This is a genomic window from Pontibacter ruber (assembly GCF_023630205.1).
Taxonomy (GTDB): Bacteria; Bacteroidota; Bacteroidia; order Cytophagales; family Hymenobacteraceae; genus Pontibacter; species Pontibacter ruber.
The window spans coordinates 110890-126074 of the sequence record NZ_JALPRR010000002.1; the positions used below are offsets into that span (position 1 = coordinate 110890).

Below are 15185 nucleotides of genomic sequence, written 5' to 3' on the forward strand. Positions count from 1 at the left end.
TGTATGTTAAAATTACTCCTGCCTCGTTAGAGGTGGTGCTTTGTCGTAACCGTAAATATCGTCCCGGAACTGAATGCGGTCCCGGTTATCTATCCAGGCAGTCAGGTACGTAATAAGCAGCGGTGTGGGCTTTTTCAGACGGATGTTTTGTTCAGGCTTTTTGCTGGTAAGCAGGCGTTCCACTCTTTTCGCTGAATATCCGGAACGCTCCTGAAGCAGGTATTTGGCCAGCTCCTCCGGATGCTGCACCCGGATACAGCCGTGGCTCAGCGCCCGGTATTCCAGGTCAAACAGCTGCCTGTTTTTGGTGTCGTGCAGGTACTGGTCTACCCTTGTGTTAAAAAGGAACTTGATCCTGCCCAACTCATTCTGCTCTCCTGGCTTTTGTACGATCCTGTAATTAAAGTTGTGAGGTGTTACCTTTGCCCAGTTAATCTGCCAGGGGTTAACCCGTACGTACCCTCCCAGGATAGTCGGTTTGAACAGCCTCATGTCCCTTTTGTCCAGGTACCCCGGATTACGCTTAAGAATAGGCAGTATCTCTTTGCTGGCAATGGACCGTGGTATAATCCAGGAGGGATTAACAATGATGGTATGTACAGCAGTGCGGACACTTCGGGTAGGCAGGTCGGGCTTGCCGATGATGGTGCGGGTTTCTAAGATCACGTTACTGCTGTCTACCAGCCGCAGCGCATACTCCGGAATATTGACAATGAGGTAGGGCGGCTCAAGGCCCCGGCTGGTAGCACTCCAGCGGCTGAGGCTGTTTTGCAGTTGAACCAGGCGTCTGGCTGGGGGTACGCTCATGGCAGCGGCTGTCTTAGGCCCGTAAATACTATCCGCTATCAGCCCGTGTCGCTCCTGGAAGTTGGCCACGGCAGCAGCCACTTCAGAAGTATACACTTCATCGGTTCCGGCAAGTTCATGCGGCAGGTCTCCAAGCAGGATCAGGTTTTCCTGTAGCTGTTGCACACGGGGGCTTGTTGTGCCGGATTTGAGCAGCGGTCTGCCTGGTACCGGTTTCCATGGTTGCGTAGCCAACTGCTGGTAATACACTATCGCCTCCTGCATGCGTACCGCATAGTCAGGTACAAGCAGCATGGGCTCTTGCGGAGACTGCGCATCGCTAATCCTTGCTAACAGGTAGAAAACCAGAATTAAAACCAGGCGGGGCATGTGTAGCGTAATAGGGTGTCTTTTATAGTTTACGTTTTTACATCAAGAAAGGCGGCTGGTTCAGGGAAGGATTTGCAGCAGGGCGGAGGGTGTTAGCAGGCATTCTGATGCGGTTTGTTTTAAATGAAGATTCTTCCGTAGTTTAGCTTAAACTATCCTGCCTATGCGACCGAACCTGTACATTTTGCTGCTGTTATGGATTACAGGGCTAAGTATGGCCTGCAAGCATGAAGCAGGCAAGCAGAAATCTTCCGTTAACAGCACAGAGACCTATCAGCAGTTGGAGGAGTATTTCGATCTGAACTGGGCCATGCACAAACTTTGGGAAAATGGGCTGGCAGAAGTGGCTGTGTATCATGCCGAACGTGTGGTGTACAATAAAAAGCGGACATTCGAATATACGCTCATCACGGTGAAGGAAGATTTCAACAAAGAGCATAACGTCAAAACCGACGACTATACCCGCAACGATCTGTTCCCGGTGATGAAGGTGAACGAGTTTTGTCGCATTCCTACCGAGGAATACCCGTACCATTACCTTACCTCGCTCTTCATCCGGAGGGAAAACCCGCTGCACCTGCACAAAATGACAACTTCCTCGCAGGAGTGGTGCGGCAACACCTTCAAAGCCATTACTGACGAGGGCGAGAAGTATAATTTATACTTCAACTCATACTTCGACGGGCAGAGCGAAGGCAACCGCAAACTGCAGAAAGACCTGCTGCTGGAAGACCAGTTGCCTTACACGTTGCGCAGCCTCCGCTTCCGCAATGGGCTTACATTTGAAGCTAATGTGCTGGAAACGCAGCAGACAAACAAAGCCACTGATCCAAAAGTATACAAGGCAACGATCAGCACCACTAAGGCTGATATAGCGGGTGCAGCGGCCTGGCAGGTGCTGGTGCAACTCGACGAAAACAAACGCAGCCTTTATTGGTTTGCTGCTCAGTACCCGAACCAACTCCTGCGGCAGCAAGCCTGGGATGGCCGAAACCTCGAGCTAAAGAAACTTAGCCGCTATGCCTATTGGCAAACAGAATAACAAGTATAACTTTGAACAAAAAGCCCATGGCTACTACCATAGAAAAAAGTACGCTTACCTTTTTATCCGACCTGAGCAAAAACAATACCCGCGAGTGGTTTAACCAGAACAAGCCCCGCTACGATGCGGCACGCAAAAACTACAGCCAGTTCCTGGACGAGCTGCTGGCAGAGATGGCGCTTTTTGAGCCGGTGGCGCACGGTCAGCAGGGCAAAGACCTGCTGTTTCGCATTTACCGCGATGTACGCTTTTCGAATGACAAGCGCCCGTACAAAGACCATTTTGGCGCTTACATTGCAGAAGGCGGACGCAAATCCATACTTCCAGGCTATTACCTGCACCTGGCCGGCAACGATAATTCGTTTGTAGCCGGCGGCCTCTGGATGCCACCTGCCGATTACCTGAAAGCCGTTCGGCAGGAGATCGACTATAACCTGGAGGAGCTGGAAAGTATACTGCAGGAGCCTGCCTTTAAAGAGCGTTTTGGCAACATACAAGGCGAGCAGCTGAAAACCACTCCCAAAGGCTACGACAAAGAGAACCCGGCCATCGAATACCTGCGCTTTAAAAGCTGGAATGCAGTAATGCCGCTACCCGACAAAGTGGTTTTAGGAAAGGATTTTAAAGATGTGGTGCTGGAAGCGTTCAAGGCCGTGAAGCCTTTCAACGATTTCCTGATGGCGCCGCTGAAGGATGTGGGAGAGTAGGGAGATATTGAGTTGAAGGTGTAACGGGCTGAGCTTTGCGGTGGCATAGCTACCGTAAAGGTGTTGTTGTGCAACGTACTATTTCTATAAGCTATAGACTAAAATTTAAACCAAACAATTTTCAGTCCTTCTTTGGTATCCTTCAGCTCCATTTGGAATAAATCCAGCACCTCGTTCTCTGTGTAAACTCCACCAAAAATAAAGTACCCATCCTTAGTTGCCTCGTAAGAAACAATTCTGGTATCAACATACCCTTCATCAAGCCCACTCTTGATTTCATCAAACACAGCGTTAAACTGTTCTTGGTCTACGTCATTGGCTACCAAGCTATAGGCTGCTTGACTGTTGTCGGCGTAAACGTGTTCAACAAAGGGTCTTACTAATTCTGATATCTCAGAGAATTTAGGTGCTAATTGGGCTAGTTCTGCATGAGAATATTCGAAGGAAGTCGCATGGCTCTTTCCATTTTCCTTATCGCTAACTAATTTAATCTTGATGCTAGATAGTGAATCAACCTCCAGTCTCTGCTTTATCTGTAAGGCAGAACCTCTCGCAAAGTCTTCTTTAGGCACCCCATAGCTAAACAATGGGCTGTTAGTAAAAGAGAACTCTTTCGTTCGGTTATCTTCGTCATTTGTACTAGCTGTATAAGTTGCCGTGAAAACGCACAAACAGTTAATAGAGAAATATTGCATTTTGTCAGAAGAGCATGACAGCAGGAGTGTATTGAAAGTTAAGGCGATAAGAGCGTATCTAGAAGTCTTTTTCATTTTGTAATCTGGATGCTGCACAACTAGCTGCTAAACGGAAGTTTATTCGGCTTATCTGTCAAATCCGGCGGATAAACGGAGTAAACTTCCTGTTAATATAGTAAAATATAGTTTCTTTCTCTTCAGCCAGGCTTCGAAACCAGGCAAAGTATAACCGTATTGGAGATGGAAAACACCACGGGATAAGGTATGAAATGCGATAAAGTCAGACAGTGTTTCTATAGCTACATCAGCCTTAACCTTCCTGTAAGTATAAGCGCAGAATGAAAATGATAGCTACTAGGCTGTACTGTATTCTAAGTCAACCTGCCTCTGATCCATTTAATTTGCCCGTTGTGGTTGGATTCGTGCTCGCACACATGAAACCACTTGCAGAAGTTGTTGGTAGGGCCCCAGGGCCACTTCCTGTCCACGGCCATTAGCCAGGCATCGTCACGTTTCCTGAATTCGGTTAAGGTCTTTTCGCGCGTTTCTTCAAGTATGTTCTGGTAATAGTTAAGGCTGTTGCCTTTAATGTGCTTTCTGGCCGCAGCGCCCAGGTTCAGGGGTATGTCCCACTGCCTGTTTTCTGCTCTTTCCCAGGGCTTGCCTTCAAATGTATTTACCTGGTAAAACCTTTCAGTGGCTGCAAGGTGCAGCAGCATGGCGCCGATGGTATTTGCCTTCGCATCGTGCAGGTAGTCCAGTTCCTCTACCGTCATCTGCTGCACGGAGCCAAGCACCACCATGCGCATCCAGTTCATCATGGAAACCAATGTCCCGATCTGCGGCGAAAATCCCTGTCGTGGGCCTATGATATTGATGCCTTCCTCTATGCTGTTCATACCTGCCCCTGTTTGTGGTAAAAGACAAAATCCAGCGAATCCGGCAGTAAAGGTAGCTGTCGTCCTGATAAAGCACCTGCGGTCGATGAGTTGGGATTTGGCACTCATAAGTATAGGTTTGGCAGGAGCTAATAATAGAAAAGCCGTACACAAACTAATGTTGTATACGGCTTTTATAATTTGGAAGCAGTGCCCGTAAAGGCTTACAGGTTATACTTTTACCAGCGGGCTGAGCTGAACTGCTTGGGGTCGAACCAGCTTTTATCCGTTCTCTCCGGGAAGGAAATATTGAAGTATTCTTCGTACAGTGTTTTCTTGCCGTTTGTCTTGAAGACGATCTCGGTGGCCACCCAATTGTTGTTGATCTGCTTGTAGTTGTTGATCTCTACATCGCGTACGGCACCGTTGGAATTGATAATAGACCTGACGGTATAGAGCCGCTCTTTGTCAACCCAGAACTGCGTGGTGGTAGTGTCTGCGGCATTGCTTGTGCCAACTACATAAACCGGACGGCCCTGCCAGGTAGACTCAGTCATTTGCTGTAAGTTAAAGCCGAGCTGCTGCAGTTTTTCTGCTGTAACCGCCGGCTGCAGAAAGTATACATCAAAGCTCAGCAGCACGAGGTTGTGCACCATCGGGCGCTTGCTCTTTAGCTCGCCGTTGGCAAAGTTGTAAACGGAATCCTGGGCAAACAGAACGCCATTGCCTGTTTCGAAGCCATTAAAGCGAATGTGCAGGTTGCCCGGCTGGCTGTAGATCTCCTGCCATACTTCTTCTTTCGTTACCTGGTCGTTCTCGTAAAAAATGGCTTTCTGCTCGAAGGCAAAGTTCGGGTACCATTTGTCTTTCCACTTCTGGTACATGGCATTTACTACTTCGGTGCCATCGTTGAGGCGGGCGCTCTCCGGGCTCATCTTACGGGTACAGGAGGCGGCAAACAGCAGGAGAGGAGATAGGAGAACTAAAAGCAATTTGCGTGTAAAAAGGGTTTTTCTCATAGTTGTATAGGGTGTAAAATAAAATTGCGGCAATATACTTACCTGAGTTGAAGAAGCAGCTAATTAAACGTTCTCCGGATTTTTAGCAAGAGCTAAGCGCAGGCTAAACATTGCCAGCAGGATCGTTACAGGCGTGAAGAGCATCTTCTCCAGGTCGTTGTTGGAAAGAGCATTACCGGCTGTGTTGAAAAGGAACAGCACGAACATTACCCAAAGAGCAACAGAAGTTATCTTTCTGCTGATTCCGGTTTTCAGCATGCCGGCATGCTGGGCTACAATGGCTAGCATTACCAGGTTTATTGCCACGGATATGCCCTCAAAACGGAGCATCTGCGACGTGTTCTCCAATCTGCCTCCCCACACTGCGTCGAAAGGCACAACCCCCGTCATGATCAGCAAATGGAAAAGTATGAAGAGCGATAACAGAGATAGTAAGCCGTAGGTGGGGCTATGGGTTTTGTGTCGAAGGTGTGCATAGAAAGATCTGTAGAGTTTGGAGGAGTAAAGGATACTGCCTGCTTATTAGGCGGTATGTTGGTAAAGCTTCTTTTCTGTACTTCACCGTTGCTGCTATACTTGGCTCAGCCGGCGTTTTACTCCCCGAAATTATCGTAGTAAGTGAAGTCTTTTGTGATGAGTCCATCCTCAATTGTAAAGATCGTACAGATTGGCAATTCAAATTTGGATCCGTCCGGTGCAGTTCCGCGGGATACAAATTCCACAACAACATGCTTATCCCCGGAAGGATAGATCTGGACAACCTCGTCTTGTATGTCGGGGAACATGGTGCTGAGCTCGCTATACTTCTGAATTGTCTGCTCACGCGTCTGCTTTACAATTCCCTGTTCGAGTGAGGGGTCTTTAAAGTCTGCCGTTACCGTGTACATTCCGGCCATTTTCTTCCAATTGTGGTTATTGAAATGGCTATAGTATTGCTTTACGATCTCCATGTTTTCAGCACTCATCGATTGTTGGTTTTGGTTAGTACAGGAAGTAAGTATTACCAGGGCAGATAAGAATATCAGGATCTTTTTCACCGGTTGATCAGCTTAAATCAAAAGTATAGAAATCTGTTTCTGGCTTGTCATCGCTTCAGTGTATATAAGCAACCAGCGACAATACTGAAGTTATGATACTTCGGGTTAAATATAGGATAATCCTATTATTTAAATGCTATCCTTTTGTAAAATATTCCCAGAGATTACTTGGCCAGGTTTGCATACTTTTTCTGCTGCCGGTATAGGTATAACTCCACCCAAAGCCACAGGAAGACCAGGGTGTACTCTACTGCTACCAGCCAGAGGTTTTCGGTGTAGGCGCTGGTGCGGTAGGCGGAATAGCTGAAAATGGCCAGCCCTGACCAGACGGCTGCGTAGCGGAAGTGGCTCATGGCGGTGAGAGCCACCAGCGTGGTGATGTACCAGGGGTGTACCGTAGTGGAAAGGAACAGGTATACCGTAAGCGCTGCGGCCATGTAGCCAGCCAGCCTTCTTACAGAACCCAGGTATTTAACGGCAGCCAGCGCCAGCACCGTAGCAAGTATAGCCAGCGATAAAAGCGGCCCGATCACTGCGATCTGGTTATAGCCTGTCAGGCGGAAGCCTACCCAACGCAACAGGTAGTATACACTTGCATTAAACTCAAAGCGCTGGAAGTATAAATCTATACTTTGGAAAAAGTTGCCGAGCACCTCCGGAGTTAGCAGCGGAAAAAACAGCAGGACCAGCATTGCCAACAGCACCAAACCAAAAGCAAGGAAGCGGCCCGCACCAAGTTTGCGCAACACGAACGGCAGAAACATGAGCGGCAATAGTTTTGCGCCAATAGCCAGTGCGAAAGGAACTGCTGCAATCCGGTAGCGCTGGTAATGCAACTGGTACAAAGCTAATAAGAGGAAAAAGATCAGTAGCGCTTCAAAATGCAGGTTGCCTGTCAGCTCCAGTATAACGAGCGGGTTCAGGGCATAAAGCAGCATGTACCGGTCGGGCAGGCCCATGCGGCGCACCAACCGCAGCAGCAGGAAAACAGAACCAGCCTCAGCCAGAAGTATAACTACCCGCAATACGATCACACTTCCCAACATGCTGTTCGGGAAGAGCGCTGCAGCCAGCCAGAACACCGCCTGCAACACCGGCGGATAGACAGAGTAGTACTCCTTGGAGTTTAGCTGCTGAAACAACTCCTGTGTAATACCCGGCAGTGCGGGGGCAGCGTTGCTCAGGTAGTAAGAAGGCAGGTGCAGGTAAGGGTTTTCTCCGTTCAGCAGCAACCGGCCGTCCCACACAAACCGGAAATAATCGTCGGAAAGTGCAGGTATGGAAAAGAGGAACAGCAACCTGAAGAACAGGGCGGCCGCTATACCGTGCCAGACGTTAACTTTCTGGGTGGTAACATAGGCATACGCTCCAAAGGCAAGCAGCACCAACACCAGCAGTTGTGTAAAATTTTCTCGCGGCGTGGCATACCCCAGTGCCAGGTAGGCAAGGGCAGAAATTACCAAAGCAATGTAGGGCACCACATTTTTCCGGACCATACTTATGCGCGTCTGCTATGGAAAAGGGAATAAAAGGAAACGGAGCCAAAGCCTAGTGTCAACATCACATGGAAAGGCACCAGCCCGAAATCCTGCAGCCGGAAAGCCGTTACTATCCCATACCCGAAATATAGTGATAGTAGACCTTCCAGCAATGTTACCGCATTTATACTTGCCACAGTATAAGCATGTTGCCTCCAGGTGCCCCGGCACTGCACCAGGTTGTGTTTCGGGGTCCGGATGAAAGGTGTTTTTTTACCTGAATAGCCTTCCAGTACCGCTACACTGTTGTGCAGCGAAAGCCCCATCGACATGGAGAGGAACAGGAAGAACTCCGGTACAAAGCGTTTGGTGGTTAGCCACGCGGAGCGGGTTTCCTGGTAAAGGGCAGTCCAGTAAAAGGCCAGCAGCGAAAACAGGCTAAGTATGAGCAGCGATCCGAGTTTAAAAAGAAGCTCCAGCCCCGGCTCGTTGTGCTTGAGGTAAAGTATGGGTATGCTAAGTATAGCTGTGATCAACACACACACAAACACGCTGCTGTTGAGCAGGTGGAAGGTAGCGTGCAACTTGGTAAGAAAAGGTACAGGAGAGCGAAGAACCTGCAGCAGGTGTTTGCGGGCAGTTTCGGCGGCGCCTTTGGTCCAGCGGAACTGCTGCGATTTCAGGGCGCCCATGGCAGCCGGAAGCTCTGCCGGTGCTTCCACCTCTTCCAGGTACGAGAACTGCCAGCCCCGCAATTGGGCACGGTAGCTCAGGTCCAGGTCTTCGGTAAGGGTGTCGGGTTGCCAGCCGCCGGCATCTATAATGCAGTTTTTGCGCCACACGCCGGCCGTGCCGTTAAAGTTGATAAAATGCCCCCCGCTGTTGCGGCCGCTTTGTTCAATGGTAAAGTGCGCGTTCAGCCCGAAGGCCTGTAGTCTGGTCAGTAAAGAATATTCACTGTTCAGGTGTCCCCAGCGCGTTTGCACCACGCCGATGCGCTCGTGCGTGAAGGCAGGAATCGTACGCTGCAGAAAATCGGGAGCCGGTACAAAATCAGCATCAAAAATAGCGATGAAAGTGCCTGTTGCGCGCTCCAGCCCATACTGCAGCGCGCCGGCTTTGTAACCGGTACGCTCCGGCCGACGGATGTGCTCGAAGCGAATGCCGCTCTCGCTGTAGTCGCTTATTTTCTGCTGGATAAGGCTGCTGGTATCGTCGGTAGAGTCGTCGAGGAGCTGGATCTGCAGGAGGTGGCGTGGGTAGTCCAGGGCCGCAACCGCATCGATCAGCCGCTCCACTACATAGCGCTCGTTGTAGAGGGGCAGTTGCACTGTTACGGTCGGCCACTTCTGCGAGGCAGCAGGTGTTAATGGAGGTTTTTGCTTCTTCTTGCGGGTCCAGTACAGGTAGGTGAGGTGCAGCTGTACCAAGCTGTAGCAGAAAATAAAAGCCAGGCAGATGCCGTACACGGAGACAAGAAAAAGCTGAAAGATGTTCATGCCGGGCTGCTGGTATTATGTTTTGCTACAGGTATTTAAAAATAGTAAACAGGATCTTATAGCCTGCCATAACAGAGCCTTTCACCGTGCCCGATACTTTGGACACGCCGATGCGCTTGCGGTAGCTTACCGGCACCTCCGTAAACCGGATCTTCTGTTTGGCAGCCTTGGCCTGCATTTCCACGGTCCAGCCATAGTTGCGGTCGCGCATGCCAAGCTGCTGCAAGGCATCAAACCGAATAGCCCGGAAAGGCCCCAGGTCGGTGAAAGAAGCGCCGTACAGCCAGCGCAGCAGGGTAGTAGCCAGCCAGTTGCCGAAGATCTGCTGCGGCATCATGGAGCCGCCTTCGCGATCTCCCAGTGCCCGCGAGCCGATCACCATGTCAGTATGTCCATCCAGTATGGGTTGCACCAACAGCGGCATCTCTTCCGGGTAATCCGAGTAATCGCCATCTAAAAACACCAGTATAACAGGCCGCGTGGTGGTTGGTTTGGCAGCTGCATACGCAATGCCTTTCAGGCAGGCGTTGCCGTAGCCGGGGTTGGGTTCATCCAGTACGGTGGCTCCAGCAGCCCGGGCATTTGCTGCTGTCTGATCCGTCGAATTATTGTTCACTACAATTACCTCCTGCACCAGCCCCGAAGGTATGGCGGCAATCACTTTGGCTATGGATTCCTCTTCGTTAAAGGCAGGTATGACAACGTCGATAAGGGGCATGGCAGGTAGTTGCATGCGCAAAGATGCCTAATTTATACTTACGGAACTAAAACAGTGCGCCCATGATTTAGAATAAGGCCAGGTAGTACCTTTGCAGCAACTTTTTGAGAGAGCGAGGGTTATACTTAAGTAAGAAGTACACTTAACAGTTGAATTTAAGATGGAATTACAAGTAGGAGAAAAAGCGCCGGATTTCGAATTGCAGCGGCAGGATGGAGGCTTGTTTCGCCTTTATGATACGCTGAAGGAGAAGAATGTGGTGCTGTACTTTTATCCGAAAGATAATACACCCGGCTGTACAAAGCAGGCTTGTGAGTTTCGGGACCAGTACGAGATTTTCCGGGAGCAGGGGGCCGAAGTTGTAGGCGTCAGCTCCGACAGCCCGGATTCTCATAAGAAGTTTGAGAAGCAGTTCCGTTTGCCGTTCATACTACTGAGCGACAAAGGGGGTGGCGTTCGCAAACTTTTCGGTGTATCCCGCAAGTTCGGTATTGTGCCGGGACGTGTAACCTTCATCATCGACAGGACGGGTACAGTACAGTATGTGTTCAACTCGCTTACCAAACCGCTGGAGCACGTAGACAGGGCGCTTGACGTGCTGCGGGCACTGAACAAGCAACAAATGCAGAGCGCATAAAGGGTATGTAGGTATGTAAAACGCAAGCCGCAGGGGGTAAACCACTGCGGCTTTTTTGTTTAAACCTTTTTGTCATTTAGAATGCAATGAGAAGTCTAATACTTATAGCTGAGGTTTATACTTGATATCTGGCAAGCCTTCTCTTTGTAGCTACCTTCCTTTCTCAGTTTTACTTGCTTATACTTCCATAGCTGTCAATGGTGCGCTCAAGGCCGCGGGGCCTCATCCTCGGGCATCGCGCTGCTTTCGCTTCCTTTGCTCCTACGTCGCAATGCCTCGCTTGCGCTCGTCACCAGAACCTCTCGAGGCGCTCAACCCAAGGACTGCAAACGATACTTCTTCGTAAGCGACTATGCAACAGGAACAGTTAAGGAAACAAAAGCAAAATTCCCCTCTTGAGAGGGGTGCAGGGGTGTGTTTATACAGCAGCTATGAAAGATATACTTTAAAGTATGGAAAAAGCCGTAAAGCTCCCCTCCTTAGACAAGGAGGGGTTAGGGGTGATTGGAACATTATGAAAGTATAACTCCAGCTACACCAAAGGCTCATTCCCTCCTCGGAGGGGTGCAGGGGTGGGTTTATACTTTGTATGGAGCGTATGAGAATTGCATAGCCTGACCAAACCTTACACCTCCTCCACCGGCTTATGCTTTTCGAGCCAGCGGAGTATAGCCGGAAAATGATCGTGTGTGGCATCAGGGTGCGTCAGGATGTCGATGTGGCCGTAGTTGTGGAGGTTGCCACTGGCTTTACTGAGCACCCTGAATTCGCTTCGGTCGCAACCGGTTTCCAGCATCAGTTTCTCTACGTCTACCGGGTGGCCCAGCACATCGTCGGCAATGCCGGTCAGGTAGAGAGTAGGGGGTAACTGCGTGCGCTGCAGGGCTGCAGCATAGTCAAACTTATCTTCCCAGTCCAGCCAGCGGCGTTGCACCACCCACTCGTGCGTTTGCCGGTGCGTCAGCTTGGTCTCGCTGTCAGAGCCGATGCGCATGGCCTTTGCCGGCAGCGATCCCGCTACCGATACTACTGCTTTGGACAGCCAGTTCCACACCACATCCACCATCAGAAACTTCTTGAGGCTGCGGATACTGATGCGACGCTTGCTGCCAAAAAAGAACATGGCTTGCACCTTTACCGGAACCACCTGCCGGGCCAGGTAGGCCAGCATCAGCACCCCTCCCCACGAGTGTGCACCCCAGTACTGGGGCACGTCGCCTTTCAGCTCTTTTATCTTGTCTATAATGGCCGGAAAGTCCTCCCGCAAGGTATGCGTAAGGCCAAACGTGGAGCGGCGCGTGATACGGGGCGTACTCTTGCCGCGCCCGCGCAGGTCGGCCACAAACACATCGTAGCCGTGCCTGGCCAGGTAAGGCGCAAATCCTTTCTCTGACTTCGAATAAAAAATACGACCGTTCTCGATGGAGCCGTGCACCAGCAACACAGGCGCACCTTTGCCATCGCGACTGAAGCGCTTCAGGTGCAGTTGGTCTGTATCGGTAACCGGAATGTAGATCGACTCTTTTTGTAAAACTGCGTGGTGCGACATAAAGCAATTAAAGTATAGCTACCGGAATCATAATCCCGGACCTTATACGAAGGTACGTTGCCCGGGCTATACTTGCTCATTGCGTTTGATTTGCGTAACCGGCTAAACAGTGCGATCGTGGGCGGGAACGTCTTTCCATACTTAGTTATGCCTGAAGTATAACTGCACAAGTATAAAAGCCGGCTTATCACCGGATCTGCCTTCGGATAAGCTTATAAAACTCAACCCAGATCACCGACAGAAAAGCAGCGCCAGTCGCGTAAAGCACCAGATGGTATGGCACGTGCTCCACCTGAAACAGGTTTTGCAGCAGGGGGGTACGGTAAATCAGCACGGTCAGCACCAGCGTGAGGCCGATGACTAGGGGAATAAGGATGTTGTGGTAGCGCAGCGTTGTAAAGATGGTGTAGGTAAAAGACCGGTTAACCAGCGTCAGGAAGATGTTGGAAAGCAGCAGCGTCAGGAACGTAAGGGAGCGGGTGAGGGTCTCGCTGTAACCGGATGAAACTGCAAAGTAATACATGCCCAGCACGCCTGCCGCGATCAGCAGCCCTTGCACAAAGCTGATGGCCAGCTCCCGGAACGAAAGAAACGTGCTTTGCGGGTGCCGTGGGTCGCGGTTCATGACGTCTTTTTCCATCGGCTCGTTCTCGTAAATAATAGAGCAGGTAGGCCCCATGAGCAGCTCCAGGAAAATGACATGCACCGGCGTGAAGATATTCGGATACTTCCAGCCCAGCACCAGCGGGATGGTTACAGTAAGTATGATCGGGATGTGGATGGAGATGATGTAGCGTACCGCTTTTTTCAGGTTAGAGTAAATTTTCCGTCCGAGGCCTACGGCAAGCACCATCTTCTCCAGGTCGTCGTCGAGCAGGATCAGGGCGCCTGCCCGTTTGGCAATTTCGGTTCCGCGCTGCCCCATTACCACGCCAATGTGCGCTGCTTTCAGGGCCGGTCCGTCGTTTACGCCATCGCCGGTCATGGCTACTATTTCGCCGTTGTTTTGCAGAGCATGGATCAGGCGCAGCTTTGCCTCTGGAAACATGCGGGCAAACAGCTCCTTTTCCGATACCTGGCGTTGTAATTCCTCCTCAGGCATTTTCATCACGTCATTACCAGTCAAGTACGAACCGCAGTCCCGGAAGCCACTTTCCCGGGCAATGGCGCTGGCTGTTTCCGGGTAGTCCCCCGTTACCATTTTTACTTTAATGCCAGCCTGGTAGAACTGCTGCAGTACGTTTGCAATATTCTTTTTAGGCGGGTCGTAGAGGGCCACCAGTCCTAAAAATTCCCAGTCGAACTCTGATTGATCTTTGGGGTAATCATCTGCCTTAAAAGGGGTTTTTGCTACGCCTAATACACGATAACCCTCTGCTGCCAGCGCATGAATGGTGGCCTCCAACTGAGCTCTTGCAGCTGCTGGCAGGGCACATACCTCGATGATGCGTTCGGCGGCCCCTTTGCTGGCTACAATGCCTGCTCCGGCGCTGTTCTGGTACAGGTGCGTCATCATGGGCGGCTTGCCTGCCAGCGGGTATTCGTGCACCATGGTATAGTTGGGTCGCTCATCTGTGGGAATGGCGGCTGCATAGGCCTGGTGCAGGGCCTGTTCCATCGGGTCGAAGGGCGTTGGTTCGCTCGCCCACATGGCGTATTCCAGCACCTGGTGGCAGGCAGCAGAGGTGCATGCTTCCGTATTCAGAAGCTGGGCGGAGGCGTAATCGTATACTTTGGCCAGCTGCATGGAATTTTCAGTGATGGTGCCGGTTTTGTCGAGGCAGATGACGGTAGCGGAGCCAAGCGTTTCCACCGTTCTCAGGCTTTTGGTCAGGATGTTGTGCCGGATCATGCGCCAGGCCCCGATCGCCATGAATGTCGAAAAAGCAACCGGTATTTCTTCGGGCAGCACCGACATGGCCAGCGTAAGGCCAAAAAGCAAGCCCTGCAGCACATTTCCCGACTCGATATAATTCAGGAGCCACACCAGCAGGAAAGCCATAAAGCCAAACAGGGCCATGCGCCGCACAAATTGTGCTATCTGCAGCTGCAGTGGTGTTTCTGCTTCTTTCTCTGTTTCCAATGATTTTCCCAGTTTGCCGAGCTGCGTCTTCATGCCCACGGTTGTAACCTGAACGGTAGCCTGTCCCGAGGCCACAGTCGTGCCCATGGCCAGCTGGTTGTTATCTTCCTGGTTGTTTCGCACTACGGCATATGACTCACCGGTCAGCACAGATTCATCTACCGAAAAATCATGCGATTGGAGGATGAAGCCGTCAGCTGGGATCTGTTCGCCTTCGCGTACCAGCATCACGTCGTCTACTACAAGCTCTTCTGTAGGTATTTCCTGCTCCTTGCCATTGCGCACCACAGTTGCTCTTGGCTGCGAGAGCTTGCGCAGGGCATCAAGGGCATTCTTGCTGCGCACCTCCTGGAAAAACGAAATGCTTGACACCAGCAGAATAGCCACCAGCATCATGATTCCTTCGGCGTACTCGGCAAGTATAAAGTATAAGCTGCAGGCCACCACCAGCAGAATAAACATGGGCTCGGTAACAATGTGCCGGAGCATCGTGAGCAGGGGATGATGCCCCCCGCTAGTTAGCTTGTTTAGCCCATGCTGCTGCCTGCTTTGCTGCACTTCTGCATCGGTAAGGCCGGTAAAGTGGTTGTTGGTAGGAGCAGCCATAAGGTATTTCTCTGTTAGCCTCCTAAAGTATACGTATCGGCGAAAATAGGCTGATATAAAG

Annotated in this window: 14 protein-coding genes; 3 read left to right on the plus strand and 11 right to left on the minus strand. The window is 50.8% G+C overall.

Going from position 1 to position 15185, the window contains the following annotated elements:
• Positions 1-12: 12 nt before the first annotated feature.
• Positions 13-1101, minus strand: coding sequence for a L,D-transpeptidase family protein (locus tag MJ611_RS07340; RefSeq protein WP_250428993.1), 1089 nt, complete (start codon positions 1099-1101; stop codon positions 13-15).
• A 238-nt stretch (positions 1102-1339) separates the two neighbouring features.
• Between MJ611_RS07340 and MJ611_RS07345 the strand changes: the two genes are divergently transcribed.
• Positions 1340-2218 carry a hypothetical protein gene (locus MJ611_RS07345; RefSeq protein WP_250428995.1) on the plus strand — a complete coding sequence of 293 codons (879 nt, stop codon included), beginning with the start codon at positions 1340-1342 and terminating at the stop codon, positions 2216-2218.
• Positions 2219-2244: 26 nt separating this feature from the next.
• Entirely contained in the window at positions 2245-2925 is a 681-nt protein-coding gene (locus tag MJ611_RS07350; protein WP_250428997.1) for a DUF2461 domain-containing protein, read from the plus strand.
• Between the two features lie 98 nt (positions 2926-3023).
• Here MJ611_RS07350 and MJ611_RS07355 read toward each other — a convergent pair whose 3' ends face one another.
• From MJ611_RS07355 to MJ611_RS07390, 8 genes are all read right to left on the minus strand, one after another.
• Positions 3024-3695, minus strand: coding sequence for a hypothetical protein (locus MJ611_RS07355; RefSeq protein WP_250428999.1), 672 nt, complete (start codon positions 3693-3695; stop codon positions 3024-3026).
• A gap of 296 nt (positions 3696-3991) precedes the next feature.
• Positions 3992-4519: a DinB family protein gene (locus tag MJ611_RS07360; RefSeq protein ID WP_250429000.1), complete on the minus strand. Its 528-nt coding sequence runs from the start codon at positions 4517-4519 to the stop codon at positions 3992-3994.
• 218 nt (positions 4520-4737) lie between these two features.
• Positions 4738-5517, minus strand: a complete 780-nt coding sequence (locus MJ611_RS07365; protein ID WP_250429001.1) for a LolA-like protein — start codon at positions 5515-5517, stop codon at positions 4738-4740.
• A 63-nt stretch (positions 5518-5580) separates the two neighbouring features.
• Positions 5581-5907, minus strand: a complete 327-nt coding sequence (locus MJ611_RS07370) for a hypothetical protein (RefSeq protein WP_250429003.1) — start codon at positions 5905-5907, stop codon at positions 5581-5583.
• A 203-nt stretch (positions 5908-6110) separates the two neighbouring features.
• Positions 6111-6554 carry a nuclear transport factor 2 family protein gene (locus tag MJ611_RS07375; RefSeq protein ID WP_250429005.1) on the minus strand — a complete coding sequence of 148 codons (444 nt, stop codon included), beginning with the start codon at positions 6552-6554 and terminating at the stop codon, positions 6111-6113.
• Positions 6555-6718: 164 nt separating this feature from the next.
• Positions 6719-8050 (minus strand): hypothetical protein, encoded by a 1332-nt coding sequence (locus tag MJ611_RS07380; RefSeq protein WP_250429006.1) that lies wholly within the window; start codon positions 8048-8050, stop codon positions 6719-6721.
• A gap of 2 nt (positions 8051-8052) precedes the next feature.
• Entirely contained in the window at positions 8053-9531 is a 1479-nt protein-coding gene (locus MJ611_RS07385; RefSeq protein WP_250429008.1) for a cellulose synthase family protein, read from the minus strand.
• Positions 9532-9556: 25 nt separating this feature from the next.
• The gene (locus MJ611_RS07390) at positions 9557-10264 is read right to left on the minus strand and encodes a glycosyltransferase family 2 protein (protein ID WP_394802160.1); all 708 of its coding nucleotides are present in this window, start codon (positions 10262-10264) and stop codon (positions 9557-9559) included.
• A gap of 145 nt (positions 10265-10409) precedes the next feature.
• On the opposite strand from MJ611_RS07390, the gene MJ611_RS07395 reads away from it, so the two are divergent.
• Positions 10410-10886, plus strand: coding sequence for a peroxiredoxin (locus tag MJ611_RS07395; RefSeq protein ID WP_250429009.1), 477 nt, complete (start codon positions 10410-10412; stop codon positions 10884-10886).
• A gap of 625 nt (positions 10887-11511) precedes the next feature.
• Here the strand turns inward: MJ611_RS07395 and MJ611_RS07400 are convergent.
• Positions 11512-12435, minus strand: coding sequence for an alpha/beta hydrolase family protein (locus MJ611_RS07400; RefSeq protein ID WP_250429010.1), 924 nt, complete (start codon positions 12433-12435; stop codon positions 11512-11514).
• A gap of 187 nt (positions 12436-12622) precedes the next feature.
• A complete protein-coding gene (locus MJ611_RS07405) occupies positions 12623-15124 on the minus strand; it encodes a cation-translocating P-type ATPase (protein WP_250429013.1) in 2502 nt (833 codons plus the stop codon).
• Between the last annotated feature and the right edge of the window lie 61 nt (positions 15125-15185).